This is a genomic window from Pseudomonas sp. 58(2021) (assembly GCF_017491585.1).
Classification (GTDB): Bacteria; Pseudomonadota; Gammaproteobacteria; order Pseudomonadales; family Pseudomonadaceae; genus Aquipseudomonas; species Aquipseudomonas fluorescens_BT.
On sequence record NZ_JAFGYZ010000024.1, the window covers coordinates 1 to 15,231 of the forward strand.

Genomic DNA, 15,231 nt, shown 5'->3' on the forward strand with positions numbered 1-15,231 from the left:
CGAACTCAGAAGTGAAACGATGCATCGCCGATGGTAGTGTGGGGTTTCCCCATGTGAGAGTAGGTCATCGTCAAGATTAAATTCCGAAACCCCAATTGCGAAAGCAGTTGGGGTTTTGTTTTGCCCGAAGGAAAGTTTTTGCTTGCGTCAGAGAACAAATTTGCACAGTTATTTTCGAATCAGGACACTAGAATAGATCCCAACTTTTTCGGAGCCAGAGCCCTTATGTCGGATTCGGTTGACGCCCCAGGGCTGTCAGATTTACCGCTGGATGACTTGGTGGCCTGCCATGAGTGCGATCTGCTGATGCGCAAGCCCAAGCTTGCTCACGGCGAAAAAGCCCTCTGCCCACGTTGCGGTTACGAACTGTACGCTCACCGTCATAATGTGGTGCAGCGCAGTCTCGCCCTGGTCATTGCCGCGCTGTTGCTCTATGTGCCGGCGAACTTTTTACCCATCATGCAGCTCAATGTTCTCGGGCAATCGTCGCAGGACACTGTCTGGAGCGGCGTTGTCGGTCTGTTCAATACCGATATGCGTGGTGTTTCAGTTGTCGTATTCCTTTGCAGCATGGCGATTCCGCTGCTGAAACTGCTGTGTCAGTTGATCGTGTTGCTGACCATCCGTTTTAACTTCGGTCGTAGCTACGGCCTGTTGCTCTACCGCATTTATCACCACCTCAAAGACTGGGGCATGCTTGAGGTCTACCTCATGGGCGTCCTGGTGGCGATCGTCAAACTGGCGGACATGGCCGCCATCACCGTCGGTCTCGGTCTGGCATGTTTCATCGGCTTGTTGTTGGTTCAGGTCTGGCTCGAAGTGGTGATGTCACCGCACCAGATCTGGCAGGCGTTATCAGGAGAGGATGCCCATGCGGGCGATTGATGCGGGCATTCTGATCTGTACCGAATGCCACGAACTGAACAAGCAGGATGCCGACAGCGATCAGCAGACCTGCACCCGATGCGGTGCATTGGTTCACGCCCGGCGGCCCAATAGTCTGGCGAGAACCTGGGCGCTGCTGATCACGGCCGCGATCGTCTACATTCCGGCCAATGTCCTGCCGATCATGACGGTCAGCTCGCTGGGCCAGGGTGATCCGAGCACCATCATGTCCGGCGTCATCCAGTTGGTGCAGCACGGCATGATTCCGATCGCGGCTGTGGTGTTTGTCGCCAGCATCCTGGTGCCGACCTTCAAACTGGTAGGCATTGCGCTTCTGCTGTTTTCGGTTCAACGCCGTCAGCCACTCTCCGCGCGCCAGCGGATCTGGATGTACCGCTTCATCGAGTTCATCGGCCGCTGGTCCATGCTCGATATTTTTGTGATTGCCATTCTGGTGGCAGTCGTCAACTTCGGCCGGCTAGCCAGCGTCGAAGCCAATCTTGGCGCCATCGCCTTCGCCAGTGTGGTGATTCTGACGATGCTTGCCGCTGTCACTTTCGATCCCCGACTGATTTGGGATAACACGGAGTCGGACGCCGACCATGACTGATTTGCCTGTAGCGAAAACCCGACCGGCTTCGAACTGGTCTGCCATCTGGGTGCTGCCCCTCATCGCCCTGATTATCGGCGGATGGCTCGGTTGGCGTGCCTATACCGAAACCGGCATCGAGATTCAGGTGCGTTTTGAAAGCGGTGAAGGCATTCAGGCCAACAAGACCGAAGTGGTCTACAAAGGCATGCCGGTCGGCAAGGTGAAAGCCCTCAAACTCGATGATGAAGGCAACTCCAAAGGTGTCATCGCGACCATCGAGATGAACAAGGATGTCGATCAGTACCTGAAGACCAGCACCCGTTTCTGGCTGGTCAAACCGAGCGTGACCCTGGCCGGGATCACCGGGCTGGAAACCCTGGTATCGGGTAACTACGTCGCCATCAGTCCCGGCGAAGGCGAGCCGACCCGCAAGTTCAAGGCCTTGGCCGAAGAGCCGCCGCTGTCGGACTCCAAACCCGGCCTGCACCTGACGATCAAAGCTGATCGCCTCGGTTCGTTGAACCGTGGCAGCCCGGTGTTCTACAAGCAGATCAAAGTCGGCCAGATCAAAAGCTACGTGCTGTCGGAAGACCAGAGCACCGTCGAGCTTAAGGTGTTCATCGAGCCGACCTACGCCAAACTGGTGCGCAAACACACGCGTTTCTGGAACGCCAGCGGCATCAGCATCGACGCCAACCTGTCCGGGGTGAAAGTGCGCAGCGAGTCCCTGGCCAGCATCGTCGCCGGCGGTATCGCGTTCGCTACGCCGGAGAACCGCAAGGACAGTCCGCCCACCGATCCAAGCCTGCCGTTTCGTCTGTACGAAGACTTCGATGCGGCCGCCGCCGGTATCCGCGTGAAGGTCAAACTCAGCGATTTCGAAGGTCTGCAGGCCGGGCGTACCCCGGTGATGTACAAAGGCATTCAGGTCGGTAACCTGAAAGCACTGAAGATTGATCCGGATCTGTCCAGCGCCACGGCTGAATTGACCCTCGATCCTCTGGCTGAGGAATACCTGGTTACCGGCACTCAGTTCTGGGTGGTCAAACCGTCGATTTCTCTGGCCGGCATCACCGGTCTGGAAGCGCTGGTAAAAGGTAACTACATCGCCGTACGCCCGGGTGACAAGGGCGGCGCTCCGCAACGTGAATTCGAAGCCCGGCCAAAAGCGCCGCCGCTGGATCTGCGCGCACCGGGCCTGCACCTGGTGCTGTTTACCGACACCCTCGGCTCGATCGATGTCGGCAGCCCGATCCTCTACAAGCAGGTCAAGGTCGGTTCCGTGCAGAGCTATCAGTTCTCCAAGACCCGCAAACAACTGGTGATCGGCGTCCACATCGAGAAGGAATACGAAAACCTGGTCAACGCTTCGACCCGTTTCTGGAACGTCAGCGGCGTCACGCTGACCGGCGGTTTGACCGGCGGTATTCAGGTCAAGAGTGAATCCTTGCAGACCCTGATGGCCGGCGGCATCGCCTTCGAGACGCCGCAAGCCAAGGCGCCGTTGCAGAAACGGATTCCACGCTTCCGCCTGTTCGCCAACCATGACGAGGCCAATCAGAAGGGCGAGGTGGTGACCATCAAAGTGGACCGCGCCGACGGTCTGCGCAGCGGCACCCCGGTTCGCTTCAAGGGACTGGATGTCGGCAAGATCGAAAGTGTCGATCTGACCGATGACCTGCAATCGGTGATCCTCACCGCGCGCATTACTGAAGTGCCGGAGAAGATTGCCCGGGTCGGCAGTCAGTTCTGGGTGGTCAAGCCGGAACTGGGGCTGATCAAGACCTCGAATCTGGAAACTCTGGTAACGGGTCAGTACATCGAAGTCCAACCCGCGGCGAAAAACCTCGGCCCGCAGAAAAACTTTGTGGCCCTGGCCAATCCGCCGGAAGTGAGCAAGCAAGAGGCCGGCCTCAGCCTGGTATTGAGTGCTGCCCGCCGTGGTTCTTTGAAGCCTGGCGTGCCGGTAACCTACCGCGAAATCACGGTGGGGAAAGTCACTGGTTACGAACTGGGTCAGACCGCCGACCGCGTTCTGGTGCACATCCTGATCGAGCCGAAGTATGCGCCGCTGGTTCGCAGTGGCAGTCGCTTCTGGAACACCAGTGGTGTCGGTTTCGACATTGGCTTGTTCAATGGTCTGACCGTACGGACCGAGTCTCTCGAAACGGCGATTCAGGGCGGTATCGCCTTCGCCACACCGGACGGCGAGAAGATGGGGAATCCGGCACGCGCCGAACAGACCTTCCCGCTGTTCGACAAGTTCGAAGACGAATGGCTGACCTGGGCGCCGAAAATCCCCCTCGGCAAGTAGTCTGGGAAACAGGTGGCGTCTGGGAGGACGCCTTCGCGGGCTTGCCCGCGAAGAGGCCCTGTCATTGAGCACAAAATCCAAGCCATAAAAAAGGCCGCGATCCAGACAGATCGCGGCCTTTTTATTGCCCGTCAGTTAACGCCGGTCAAACCGCATCCAGCTCCGGCTCGTCCGCCTCGACGTTGACGGTGGCCTTCACCGCGTCATGGCGACGGATGTACTTCCAGTCCGCCTCGTCAATGTAGATGCCGGCCGGGCCGCTGCCGCCTTCCAGGTCGATGGCGACACTGGCGCAGACCTGCGGCTTCACGCTCGCCAGAATCGGCACGAAGCCCAGTTGCAGGCTGGTTTCCAGCAGTGCGGCCTGGTTCCTTTCGTCGATGTCCGCCGCCTCGTCGAGGTAGTACGGCAGGCGCACGCGACCGGCCAGATCGCGATCCATCAGGTGCAGCAACAAGTACATGTTGGTCAGCGCCTTGATGGTCATGGTGGTGCCGTTGGACGCCGCGCCATCGATGTCGGTGTGGATAACCGGCTGACCGTTGACCTTGGTGATCTCGAACGCCAGTTCGAACAAGTCCTTGAGGCCGAGCTGGTTGTGGTTCGCCGCCACCAGCCGCGCCAGGTATTCCTTGGCCTCTTCGTTCTTGTTGTCCTGCTCGGCGCTCTGGCTCAGGTCGAACACCGACAGGGTTTCGCCTTCTTCGTACTGACCGGCGCTGTGGATGATCTGATCAATGTGCTTGAGTGCTTCCTTGTTCGGCGCGAGCACGATACGGAAGCTTTGCAGGTTGGACACCTGACGCTTGTTGATCTCGCGGTTGAACAGCGCCAGTTGGTGTTCGAGGCTGTCGTAGTCGCTGCGGATGTTGCGCAGGGTCCGCGCGATATCGGTCACGGCTGCACGACGGGCCTTGCCCAGAGTCAGGGCTTCGTCGGTACGGTGTGCATACGCGTTGATCAACAGCGACAGACGGCGCTCCATATCGTCTTCGCTGTCGAATTTGGCCACGCCCTTGAGGCGTACCTGCGCATACAGCGCTTCGATCTGGCCATCGGCACGCAACAGGCCTTGCCAGCTGTCCTGATAGTCGTTGAGCAGCGGCAGCAGGTTGTCCATCGAGTCGTCGACCGGATCCATGAACGGCGTGCCGAACGGCAAATCCGCCGGCAGCAACTGGCGGCGACGCAGGGCATCGTCAAGAGTGCGTTGCTTGGCTTCCATGTCAGCAATTTGCCGGCCGACCAGTTGCAGCTTGGCCGACAGTTGCTGGACGCGCTCGGTGAACGCATCGCTGGAGCGCTTGAGTTCGTCCTGCGCGGCTTCCATCTGCGCCAGTTGCTCGAGCTTGTCGCCTTCTTCGGCGCTCAGGGTCTGGGTGCGGCGGAAGTCTTCCAGAGCCTTCTGCGCATCCAGTACCTGCTGGTACAGCGCTTCGGTCTGGGTCTTGCTCGCGGCGCGGTCGGCGGCCACGGCTTGTTGAGTCTTGAGTTGCTTGAGCTCTTTTTCCAGACGCTCTTTCTGATCGCGCAGCGCGGCACGGTCGGCCAGCGCTTGCAGAGCCGGAGGCTCGATGTGCGAGATGTCGATCGACAGGCCCGGCACTTCGAAACGCTCGCCCTTGAAGCCGTCGAGAATCAGCTCCACGGACTTCACCCACTCGCCGTTTTCGTCGAGCGTGATGCCATGTTCGCCCAGCGGCAGGCTGAACAACGCGCTGTTGAACAGACGCATCAGGCGTTCGACGTCCTGTTGCGAGAACTCTTCGCGCAGGCGGGCGTAGCTGTTGTTGTCGGCGTGATCGAGTTGCTGCTTCACCGACTTCAGGCGTTTTTCCAGATCGCGAAGACGTTCTTCGAGATCCTCGGCGCTGAACTGACGGGACTGCGCCAGCGCACCGGCCAGTTCGTCGTGAGCGTCCTTGGCCGCCAGCAGTTGCTGCTCCAGCACTTTGACGTCATCGACCAGTGCAAAGCGGTTTTTCAGAACCGACAACTCACCGAGCCAGCGCTGGATGCCGGAGATTTCCCGCTCCAGACGCATCAGTTCCTGAGTGCCACCGCGCTGATCGTTTTGCAGATCGTCCTGCTCGCGACGGTAGTGTTCGGCCTGGATCGTCAGTTCTTCCTTGCGCGCCGTGGCGTAGTCCGACCAGGTGCCGAGCAACGAGTCGAGCAGCGGCGACAGGCGATGCAGTTTGCCGCGCAGCACATCGCGCTGTTTCACGCCATTGGCCAAGGCTTCGACCAGCGGGCCGGCAGCCACCAGCGAGTTGTAGTCCTGTTCCATGCGACGTACATCGCGGAAGGCTTCTTCGCACGCCGCAATGTAATCGACGCTGCCGGAACGCAGGCTGTGTTCGAAGGCATCGAGGAACAGCTGCTTGAGCTTGGCTGCGGTGATTTCGCGCATGTGCAGCAGGTTGATGAACAGCGCACGGAAGGTCTTCAGGCTCTGTTCGCTGGTGGAGCGCAGCGGGATCAGCGTCAGGTCCAGCGGGATCGACGTATGACCGCCCACCAGCAAGCGACGCAATTCATCCGGCTTGAGTTCGTAAGCTTTCAGGCCTTCTTTCTCAAGGTTGCTGAACAGCTCTTTCTGGCGCAGGCAGGTGTCGTTCTTCTGGTAATGCGCCAGATCGAGCTTGCCGGCATAGGCAAAGAACTGGTGACCGAAACCGCCACCCGGGCCGCGACCGACCACGCCGATCACGTGCGGGCCGTGGGGCAGGTTCACTTCGACCAGGATGTAGCTGGTGTCCGAAGCAAAGTAGAAGCGCCGGGATTGTTCCAGGCTGTATTTGCCGAAACTCATGTCCGACATACGCGCCAGAATCGGGAACTGCAAGGCGTTGATCGAGGCGGATTTACCGAGGTTGTTCGCGCCGTAGACCGACAACGGTTCTTCCAGCGGGAACAGACCGAGGCTGTAACCGGCGGTGTTCAAAAGGGCAAAGCGGCGGATGCCGTAGCGTTCCTGGCTCATGCGTCGGACTCCTGTTCTTCGGCAATGGCTCGGGCCAGTGCGTCTTCTTCGCTCTCTTCTTCAAAGTCGGAAAGATCGAGTGGATCGTCGGTTTCGAGGAGTTTGGCCTCGGCCTCTTCGTCGATCAGCACCGGTGCCGGCAGTGGCAGAACGCTGTGCACGCTGGCCGCCAGATCGCGGTCCTGCTGAACCGACAGGCAGACGTCGAGGAAACGGTGCATCGGCGGCAGGAAGCGGTACACGCCGTTTTCTTCCCCGGCGAAACCGAGCTGGGTCATGCGGCGCATGATTTTCTCTTCCAGCTCATCAACGGTCTGCACTTCGGCCTGGATGAACAGGTCGCGGTACTTTTCCAGCAGCGAAGGCAGCTCGTCGCGGCCGAGGCTGCCGCCGTCGAGCACGGCGATCGGGTCGCGACCCTGATCGGCCAGATGCTCGACGAGGATGAAGGTGAACAACGCCAGGCGCTGAGCGGTCTTGTTCACCGCCGCTGCGGCCATGTCCGGCACGAAGTAGTAAAAACCACGGGTATCGCAGACGAGTTCGAAGCCCAGTGCCTTGAACAGTGTGCGGTACTGGTCCTGGAAGTTCGACAGCTGCGCGTACAGCTCCGGATCGCGGCGGCTGACGTGGTAGCCCTTGAACAGTTCGCGGAAGATCGGCGCCAGTTGAGACAGTTCGGAGAGATCAAGATGCATGTGGGGTGCTCGCAGAATCCTCGGCGGCGGGGTCGCGGGCCGAGAGCAGGGCGAAGGAGCGCAGGCTGACCTGGTGCTCGTGAGTGTGGTATTCGCGGCGTTCCAGACGCTCGCGCTTGAAGCGTTTTTCCCGCGACAGACGCGAGAACCAGTAAAGCAATTCGTCGGTCGCGCCGTCCGGCTCCTGCTCCAGCAGCCAGGTCATCAGATCCGGCATCGGCAGGGACTCTTCGCAGCGGTCGACCATCTCGCGCACGGTGCGCGGTGCGCGCGGGGCATCGCCGGTCTTCTGCGATTTGTGCGCCTTGGGAAAACGCGCCGGTTTCGGCTCGAAACGGGCCAGGGCGTAGACGTAGGCTTCAACCTGACTGGCGCTGCCGAGGAAGGTGCTTTGCGGCCGGGTGAACAGCGGCATCGCGGCTTGCGGTACGGCGTCGATGCCTTTGCGGCGGATCGCGGCCAGCGCCAGCGCGGCGCCCCGGGTCACGGCGTTGTGCCGGCGCGCTTCTTCACGCAATGGCAGCAGCAATTCCCGGGCGTGACGCAGGGTCAGCTGGGCGCTGGTCTGCATTTCGAGGATGCGCGCGTGGGTGCGCAGCAACATGTCGTCATCGACCAGATGGCCGAGGCGCTGCTGTTCGCTGAGCATCTTCAGCAGCACGGTTTCGACCTTGCGCACGCCTTGTTCGAAGGCGCCGTCGGCGTTCACCAGATCGATCATCGGCTCGACGTATTCGTCCCAGGTCGCCAGCACCTCGGCGTAGCGCTGACGCAGGGGGATCTGCCGGTCGCTGGTCTTGGCCCGTTCAGCCACGGCCACCAGCGCCTGTTCGTCGTTGTCGAGTTTCTTCAGAACATCGCGCACGCGCATGTCGAGCAGGCGCAGCTGACGGGCCAGGTCATTGCCGTCACGAATGTCGAACGCATCCTGGATATAACCGGCCAGACGCTCGAGGTGACGCAGGTAGGCTTCGATCTCCAGGCACAGGCCCAGCCGGTGCTCCCGGCGCAGGTAGGCGAGAAAGTCGTGGATCTGCGCATTGAGCTCGAAGCGGTTCGGGCTTTTCGCCACGGGCACCAGAATGTCGAGGCGAATCCACACATCGAGCAGGCTGGTGATGTCCTGCGGCGTGCTTTCCAGTTGTTGGGCGGCCAGTTGCGTGCGCAGTTCGTTGAGGCTCAGGGTGCCCTGGTCGAAGTGCTCGCACAGTGGCTCCAGAAGTGCCCAGTGTTCAGCGAGGGCGCGCAAGACGCGCTTGGGTTCGATCATCGGAATGGCCGGCTGGTTGGCGATTAAAAGCCGCGATTGTACTGCATCACGGACGATGCGATTCACTCTCGGGACGGGCTGTCGCTTTTTCTGAGGTGAAGAGTAGCGTTCAAGACTATCGATCAACCGCAAGCGATCTTGAGCGAAGGGCGGTAGAATCAGCGCACTTCAGTTATCCACAAGTGGCCGACCCTTGCTAATCGAGTCCCGCCGCCGCGCCTATTTGAACGCCATGCAGGTGGTCAACTGGCTGCCGCGCACCGAATTGCCCTTTGCCGCACCGTCGCGGCCCGAGCTGCTTGAGCCTCTGGCGCCGGAGCCCGAGGTTCTGCTGCCCGTAGCGCCGGCCCCCGAGGCCGGCGCGCCTGCGCAGCCTGCCGCACGCGTGGTCGAACGGCCGAAGATCGAGGTCCCGCGACCGACGCCCGCCAGCGGCCGCCCTGCCGCCAAACCGGTGGAAGAAGTCGAAGAAGCGCCGGTGGTTGCGCGGCCCGCGCCGGTGCCGCCACCGCGTTTCGCCCTGCAATTGCTGCGCGCCGGTCGTTGCCTGTTGCTGGTGGAGTTACCCACAGGCGAATCGTTCCAGAGCCGGGATCCTGCCTATCTGCTGCTCAAGGACATGCTGCGTGCCGCCGGTTTGCCGGATGCGCCGCAGATCGTCGGCGATCCGGTGCGTTGGCCACTCCTGGTGCGCGGCACCATGGATCAGGGCCCGGATGCGGCCCGGGATTTCGTCCAGGGTTTCCTTTCGGTGCAAATGGAGACATCGCCGTGCGCCTGCCTGTGGCTGATCGGTCTGCCAGCGGTGCGCTTCGCCGGTGAGAAGGACGCCGAAGCGTTCAACAGTGAATTGCAGATCGAAGGTCTTGGCCTGGCCTGGGCCGTGCCGGGACTGGAATTGTTGATGGAAGAGCCACAGCGCAAAGCCGCCGTGTGGCAAGCCATGCGTCGGCTGATGGCGCGCTGGAAAGAATCGAATGAGTGATGCTGTAACTTTCCGTCCGATGGTCGAAGCCGATCTGGACGCTGTGCTGAAAATTGAATTCGCGGCTTACAGCCACCCCTGGACCCGCGGGATATTTCTCGACGGGCTGGGCAAATATCAGATCTGGCTGATGTTCGAAGGCGAGCAGCAGGTCGGTCACGGCGTGGTGCAGATCATTCTGGATGAAGCTCACCTGCTCAACATCACGATAAAACCGGAGAATCAGGGCCGCGGTCTGGGGCTGACACTGCTCGAATACCTGATGTCCCGTGCCTATGCAGCAGATGCCCGGGAATGTTTCCTGGAGGTGCGCGACAGCAACACGGCGGCTTTCCGCCTGTATGAGCGCTACGGTTTCAATGAAATCGGCCGTCGTCGCGATTACTACCCGGCGGTGGGTGGGCGTGAGGACGCCGTGGTCATGGCCTGTACTTTGGTTGACTGATCGCCAGTCGAAGCTGCCTCAACCTGAGGCAGCCTCTAACGAGCACTTCAGCGTTTGCCATCCATCGGATCGCGTCGCGCCAATTCCGCTTCATCCAGACCGTTGCCACCACCAATGTCGTCCTCATCGACAATGCTCAAGTCCCAATCCGCCTGTTTACCTGAACCCAGTTCATCGGCATCACGGGCGCCGTCCTCATGGATCAGGGTTTCCGGGCTAAGGTCATCGTCGGTCGGCTCGTGGTCTGGCATTGAAGCACCGGTCATGCCGGCTTCACGCCCCCGTTCCCGGGGCATCCGTTGTTCGCGCTCACGATCCTGCAGTTCATCGCCGATCTTCGCGCCGGGGTGTTCGTCGTCAAAATTCAGCTCATGCACCGATCCCATGCGGTCTTCGTTATCATCGATGGGCTCTGGTTGCACCGCGTCGAAGGAGCGTCGTGTATCAGTCATGGCAAATCCTCATACTGTGGGCCTTACTGAGGTGGACTCATCGGGCACGCGAGAAATTCCAACGAAATCACTTGCGATCCTTTCGTGACCCCGACAGGCGGTCGTCTGTCAAAGCAGCGCATCTTTCTTGAGGCCTTACAGCATGCATGACTTACAAGACCTGATTGATAACAACGAGCGTTGGGCTGACGCGATCACCAAGGAAGACCCGGATTTCTTCGCCAAACTGGCTCGCCAGCAGACGCCTGAATACCTGTGGATCGGCTGCTCCGATGCGCGGGTTCCGGCCAACGAAATCGTCGGCATGTTGCCGGGGGATCTGTTCGTTCACCGCAACGTCGCCAACGTGGTACTGCACACCGACCTCAACTGCCTGTCGGTGATTCAGTATGCAGTGGACGTGCTCAAGGTCAAACACATCCTGGTCACCGGCCACTACGGGTGCGGCGGTGTGCGGGCGTCGATGCAGGACCGCCAGTTCGGCCTGATCGATGGCTGGCTGCGGTCGATTCGCGATCTGTATTACGAAAAGCGCGAAGAACTGGCCAAACTGCCGACCGAAGAAGAGCAGGTCGATCGCCTGTGCGAGCTCAACGTGATCCAGCAAGTGGCCAACGTCGCCCACACCAGCATCATCCAGAACGCCTGGCATCGCGGTCAGAGCCTGTCGATCCACGGTTGCATCTACGGCATCAAGGATGGGCGCTGGAAAAGTCTGAACACCACCATCAGCGGTTTCGAGCAACTGCCACCGCAATATCGCCTGCGGCCGGTTGGCGCGCCATAACCTGCAATTCAGCGTATGCCTTGTCGCAGCCAGTTCTTTAAGTAGCGCTGGCCTTCAAGGCTGGGTGGTTCGTCGTAACCGGTGATCCAGCCGCGACAATGTGCAGATCTGCAACCGCAGGCGAACTGCTTGAGCAGTTTGTCTTCGGTGGCAGTGAGATCCATGGTCAGTCGCTCGCCCGGCTGAATGTCACGCAGGGCCCACAACCATAATTCGCTCATGTCGATGAACACGTTCGGGTCGCAGGAGTGTTCGATCAGTCCGCAGAACAGTCGATCGTAGATGTGAATACCGGTCTGCAATTGCCGGGTCTGACGGCAGCGGTAGGGCAGCAGCTGGCCCGACACCCTGCACATGCGGGTGATGCGCAGGAATTCCCGGCGCGCGACGATTGCGCAAGGCCTTGCCTGGGCGTCGTGAAGCACTTCGAAGTCGGCCCGGGAAGGGAATCCGAGGCGCACGGGAAGCCCGATGAAAGGGTAGATCCCCTCGGTATTGCGGGATGAGTGCTGGTGAAGTACGTGCGTATTCATAACGTTCCCTGTCAGACAGGTGCTGCTACTTCAACGGGCCAGACTCCTTCCAACCCTGCAACACATGGGATCCAATATTCGCGCATATGGGATAGCAGATCTACTGTCATATCTGACAGGCGTGATAGACGTTTCCCCGTGTCAGCCAAGGCTGACACGGGGAAATAGCGTTCCGCGTCAAATGTGCGGAGCAGGCACCGCGGTCTCAGGCATCGGGCTCTGGAGTTGTTTCAACTGAGCCTTGATCGGCGTGGTGGCGCACTTGGCAGCGGCTTGTTCTGCGGTCAGGTTGCGGATCGAGGTGTAGAACAACTCGCAAGTCTTGACCTTCTGCGTTACTTGCCACGTCTGGGTGCAACTGTTCAGCAGGGTTTTCGGGTCGGTGCCCGGCTTGCTGCCCATGCCGGCCTGCCAGCAGGCGGCGCTCAAGTCCTGTCCCATCACTTTCAGCCCCGCCGCGTCAGCCTTGGCCTCGGCGTCGTCGCCGGTGTAGCTCTTGGGGTCGGCGGCGTACCAGATGTAGCTCGGGTGGTTGGAACCCAGTACCGGCACGTTCACCCCGGTGCTCGGAGTGATGGTTGCCAGGCCCAGCACGTTCACGGTCGGTCCATATTGCTGTTTGATCCAGTTACGCACCGGTGCACCGAAGGCCACCATCGGCAGGGCAGCACCGCTGGCGCTGACGCTGACCTGTTTGACCATGGTGGTCTGGTAATCCTTGAAGTAGTCATAGACGCCTTCAAGGTCCTTGCCGGCGCTGGCAGGTGCGGCGATCGGCGCGATGTCGACGATGGTCTGGTAGCCGGGCGTCTGGTCGGCCGGGATACCGTTGTCGGTCAGCAGCGCAGCCCAGCGGTCTGTGGTGTTGGAGCGCAGGTAGTCCTGGGCCTGGGTCAGCGAGTAATCCGGCGGGAAGTGCAGCAGCTCGACGCTTTTACGGTTTTCCAGGGCCATGCCCAATGGCAGGAACAGGTACCAGCTGTAAGCCCACTTGCCATCGGCGTTGAGCTTGCTGGCGCCGGTGTAGGCCAGGTCGCCGGCATCCAGCAGCGCGGTCAACGGCTTGTCGTAGCCTTTGGGCACGCCGCTGATCTCGGCATAGATCTGTCCGTTGTCATTCTTCACCAGCACCTTGGCACCGGTATAGCCATCGCGTTGCACGCTTTGGCTCAGGTAGTGAGCGACAGTCTGCTCAAGCGTCCAGTTGCGAAAGCAGATCACGCTGCAATTGTTGGGATAGGCGAAGAGGCGGGTGACGCGCTCGGTGCTGCCCAGTTTCAGGTCTACATCGGCGTGGGCGGCTGCGCTCAGTGTGAGCGCAGCGAGGGTGAGTCCTGCGAGTTTGAACATGCTCAGATCCTTTTCAGCGTGGGTTCCCCGTTGCTCGGGTGCGCCACATATTGGATCAGCCGAGTGATGGCGAGAAGCCGTCAGTGACAGTTTTTTGAGCTGTGCCGCAGGAGCTGTCCTCAGGCCTTGAAATGCAGGGTATTGGTCAAGTCGCCCATGGGTTTCTGGCCACGGCCGGTCATCGCATCGTCGCGCTGCTTGATACCCGCCAGCGTCTCCAGCTGGAAGACACGGGTGATCAGGCGCAGGATCGACCCGGTGTCATAGACCGTGTGATCCACCGTACCCTTGCGGGCGAATGGTGACACCACCAGCGTCGGCACCCGTGACCCCGGCCCCCAGCGATCGCCCTTGGGCGGCGCGACGTGGTCCCACCAGCCGCCGTTCTCATCGACGGTCACGATCACCACCATGTTTTTCCACTGCGGACTTTCCCGCAGCACTTTCAACGCGCGGACGATGTGTCGATCACCGGAGGCCACATCGGCGTAGCCGGCGTGCATGTTCAGGTTGCCCTGAGGCTTGTAGAAACTCACGGCCGGTAACTTGCCCGCCTCGGCATCGGCGAAGAATTTGTTGGTGCTCGACTCATCGCCCAGACCCGCGTCGCGCAGGCGCTTGCTGCGTTCTTCGGGATGCTCCGGGCCTTGCTGCTGGAAGTAGTTGAACGGCTGGTGGTGATACTGGAAGTTGGGGATTTTCGGGATGCCGCCGGAATCCTTGTATTGCTCCAGCGTCGCCTGCCAGGCGCCGGCGTACCACGCCCAGTCGATGTTCTTCTTCGACAGCTTGTCGCCAATGTGCTCGTGGGTCTGCGGCACCATGACGTTCGGCAGATCGGCCTTGGAATACGCCGGGCGCTCCGGGTCGCGAATCCAGGTCGGCCAATACGGCGGGGCGAGGGTATTGACCCCGTAACCGTCCGGGGTCAGCGCGCTCGGGCCGAACTGTGGTGGGCCGGTCATGGCGCTGGCCGGGGATTGCTCCAGGGGCTTGAGTCGCGGGTCGGCCGGGTCATCGCTTTGCAGCGCGGCGATCTGGCTTTTGGCGACCGAACTGGCGACATTCGGGTAGAACGGCGCGGTGGCGCTGATCAGGTATTGGTGGTTGAGGAACGAGCCGCCGAAGGCGCCCTGGAAGAAGTTGTCGCACAGCACGAACTCCTGAGCCACATCCCACAGGCGCAGGGAATAGCGACTCTGGGCATAGTGGCCCATGGTGAGGCCGCCGGAGTCGGCCCAGGCAACGAAGCCGTCATTCTTGCCGCCGTTGATCTGCATCTGGTTCTGATAGAACACGTGCCACAGATCCCGAGTCACCAGACCCAGGGGCAGGTCTTCGGCATTCGGGCCTTTCAGAGCGAAAGGTGCATTGGGCAGGTTTTCCTGAAACTGCACGGCGTTGGGATAGGTCACGCCATCGAGGGTTTGCGGGCCGATCTGCAATACACCGCCCCAGACCGGCGGCAGGGTCTGCAGCAGGCTGCCATCGCGGTCGCGCTGCTGGTATTGCTCGGGCTTGAGTGAAGACAGCGGCTTCTCGACACCGGGGAAGTCACCGAACAGGTTATTGAAGCTGCGGTTCTCGGCGTAGATCACCACGACGGTCTTCACCTGATCGCGCAGGGCCTTGTCCAGCTCGGCGGGCGTCAGCGGACGCTCATCGGGCTTGCCCGGCTGATCATCGGCTTTCCCGCACCCGGCCAGCGTGGCGCCCACACCCAGCACGGCGACACCGCCGAGAAAACGACGGCGGCTGGTATCGGTGGGATTGTCGGATTCTGGCGAGGAGAGATCTTTGCCGTCGGTGTCGTCGTTCATGTAGAAGTCCGTTTATGCCTAATTGTTTCAGTATGTTTCGGGCGGACGCTAGCAAGGGAATGTGACGGTTGGGTGACATTTCCAAGGCGCAGAAACAAATGAGGGAGCCAATAC

General features: G+C 60.7%; 13 protein-coding genes. 6 read left to right on the top strand and 7 right to left on the bottom strand.

Features of this window, described 5'->3' with window-relative positions; genetic code table 11:
• Positions 1–225 precede the first annotated feature (225 nt).
• From J5M72_RS23570 to J5M72_RS23580, 3 genes are read left to right on the top strand one after another with little or no spacing between them, the layout of a single operon-like run.
• On the top strand, positions 226–885 hold the full coding sequence (locus tag J5M72_RS23570) for a paraquat-inducible protein A (RefSeq protein WP_169431930.1): 660 nt from the start codon (positions 226–228) through the stop codon (positions 883–885).
• The gene (locus tag J5M72_RS23575) at positions 872–1,495 is read left to right on the top strand and encodes a paraquat-inducible protein A (protein ID WP_169431929.1); all 624 of its coding nucleotides are present in this window, start codon (positions 872–874) and stop codon (positions 1,493–1,495) included. The genes J5M72_RS23570 and J5M72_RS23575 overlap by 14 nt, the downstream gene beginning before the upstream one ends.
• A complete protein-coding gene (locus tag J5M72_RS23580) occupies positions 1,488–3,791 on the top strand; it encodes an MlaD family protein (protein WP_169431928.1) in 2,304 nt (767 codons plus the stop codon). The genes J5M72_RS23575 and J5M72_RS23580 overlap by 8 nt, the downstream gene beginning before the upstream one ends.
• Before the next feature lie 145 nt (positions 3,792–3,936).
• Here J5M72_RS23580 and mksF read toward each other — a convergent pair whose 3' ends face one another.
• The 3 genes from mksF to mksB are packed head-to-tail and all read right to left on the bottom strand — an operon-like array spanning position 3,937 to position 8,745.
• Positions 3,937–6,777, bottom strand: a complete 2,841-nt coding sequence (gene mksF, locus J5M72_RS23585; protein WP_207867251.1) for an Mks condensin complex protein MksF — start codon at positions 6,775–6,777, stop codon at positions 3,937–3,939.
• On the bottom strand, positions 6,774–7,475 hold the full coding sequence (mksE, locus tag J5M72_RS23590; protein ID WP_169431926.1) for an Mks condensin complex protein MksE: 702 nt from the start codon (positions 7,473–7,475) through the stop codon (positions 6,774–6,776). The genes mksF and mksE overlap by 4 nt, the downstream gene beginning before the upstream one ends.
• Positions 7,465–8,745: an Mks condensin complex protein MksB gene (mksB, locus tag J5M72_RS23595; protein ID WP_162803512.1), complete on the bottom strand. Its 1,281-nt coding sequence runs from the start codon at positions 8,743–8,745 to the stop codon at positions 7,465–7,467. The genes mksE and mksB overlap by 11 nt, the downstream gene beginning before the upstream one ends.
• A gap of 232 nt (positions 8,746–8,977) precedes the next feature.
• Here mksB and J5M72_RS23600 point away from each other — a divergent pair, with 232 nt between their 5' ends.
• Both J5M72_RS23600 and rimI read left to right on the top strand, forming a co-directional pair.
• On the top strand, positions 8,978–9,730 hold the full coding sequence (locus J5M72_RS23600; RefSeq protein WP_207867292.1) for an energy transducer TonB: 753 nt from the start codon (positions 8,978–8,980) through the stop codon (positions 9,728–9,730).
• Positions 9,723–10,175 (top strand): ribosomal protein S18-alanine N-acetyltransferase, encoded by a 453-nt coding sequence (rimI, locus tag J5M72_RS23605; protein WP_169431925.1) that lies wholly within the window; start codon positions 9,723–9,725, stop codon positions 10,173–10,175. Before J5M72_RS23600 ends, rimI begins: the two co-directional genes overlap by 8 nt.
• A 47-nt stretch (positions 10,176–10,222) precedes the next feature.
• Here rimI and J5M72_RS23610 read toward each other — a convergent pair whose 3' ends face one another.
• On the bottom strand, positions 10,223–10,627 hold the full coding sequence (locus J5M72_RS23610; RefSeq protein ID WP_169431924.1) for a serine kinase/phosphatase: 405 nt from the start codon (positions 10,625–10,627) through the stop codon (positions 10,223–10,225).
• 142 nt (positions 10,628–10,769) lie between these two features.
• Between J5M72_RS23610 and can the strand changes: the two genes are divergently transcribed.
• Entirely contained in the window at positions 10,770–11,414 is a 645-nt protein-coding gene (can, locus tag J5M72_RS23615; RefSeq protein WP_007951756.1) for a carbonate dehydratase, read from the top strand.
• A gap of 8 nt (positions 11,415–11,422) precedes the next feature.
• On the opposite strand, the gene J5M72_RS23620 is transcribed toward can, so the two are convergent.
• The 3 genes from J5M72_RS23620 to acpA all read right to left on the bottom strand — a co-directional run bounded on the left by J5M72_RS23620 (position 11,423) and on the right by acpA (position 15,117).
• Positions 11,423–11,947 carry an SET domain-containing protein-lysine N-methyltransferase gene (locus tag J5M72_RS23620; RefSeq protein WP_169431923.1) on the bottom strand — a complete coding sequence of 175 codons (525 nt, stop codon included), beginning with the start codon at positions 11,945–11,947 and terminating at the stop codon, positions 11,423–11,425.
• Positions 11,948–12,124: 177 nt separating this feature from the next.
• Positions 12,125–13,297, bottom strand: a complete 1,173-nt coding sequence (locus J5M72_RS23625) for a hypothetical protein (RefSeq protein WP_169431922.1) — start codon at positions 13,295–13,297, stop codon at positions 12,125–12,127.
• Between the two features lie 119 nt (positions 13,298–13,416).
• Positions 13,417–15,117 carry an acid phosphatase gene (gene acpA / locus J5M72_RS23630; RefSeq protein ID WP_207867252.1) on the bottom strand — a complete coding sequence of 567 codons (1,701 nt, stop codon included), beginning with the start codon at positions 15,115–15,117 and terminating at the stop codon, positions 13,417–13,419.
• Positions 15,118–15,231: the final 114 nt, after the last annotated feature.

Coding starts and splice junctions, on each gene's coding strand:
- J5M72_RS23570 (WP_169431930.1), top strand. CDS start 226: ATGTCGGATTCGGTTGACGCCCCAGGGCTGTCAGATTTACCGCTGGAT.
- J5M72_RS23575 (WP_169431929.1), top strand. CDS start 872: ATGCGGGCGATTGATGCGGGCATTCTGATCTGTACCGAATGCCACGAA.
- J5M72_RS23580 (WP_169431928.1), top strand. CDS start 1,488: ATGACTGATTTGCCTGTAGCGAAAACCCGACCGGCTTCGAACTGGTCT.
- mksF (WP_207867251.1), bottom strand. CDS start 6,777: ATGAGCCAGGAACGCTACGGCATCCGCCGCTTTGCCCTTTTGAACACC.
- mksE (WP_169431926.1), bottom strand. CDS start 7,475: ATGCATCTTGATCTCTCCGAACTGTCTCAACTGGCGCCGATCTTCCGC.
- mksB (WP_162803512.1), bottom strand. CDS start 8,745: ATGATCGAACCCAAGCGCGTCTTGCGCGCCCTCGCTGAACACTGGGCA.
- J5M72_RS23600 (WP_207867292.1), top strand. CDS start 8,978: ATGCAGGTGGTCAACTGGCTGCCGCGCACCGAATTGCCCTTTGCCGCA.
- rimI (WP_169431925.1), top strand. CDS start 9,723: ATGAGTGATGCTGTAACTTTCCGTCCGATGGTCGAAGCCGATCTGGAC.
- J5M72_RS23610 (WP_169431924.1), bottom strand. CDS start 10,627: ATGACTGATACACGACGCTCCTTCGACGCGGTGCAACCAGAGCCCATC.
- can (WP_007951756.1), top strand. CDS start 10,770: ATGCATGACTTACAAGACCTGATTGATAACAACGAGCGTTGGGCTGAC.
- J5M72_RS23620 (WP_169431923.1), bottom strand. CDS start 11,947: ATGAATACGCACGTACTTCACCAGCACTCATCCCGCAATACCGAGGGG.
- J5M72_RS23625 (WP_169431922.1), bottom strand. CDS start 13,297: ATGTTCAAACTCGCAGGACTCACCCTCGCTGCGCTCACACTGAGCGCA.
- acpA (WP_207867252.1), bottom strand. CDS start 15,117: ATGAACGACGACACCGACGGCAAAGATCTCTCCTCGCCAGAATCCGAC.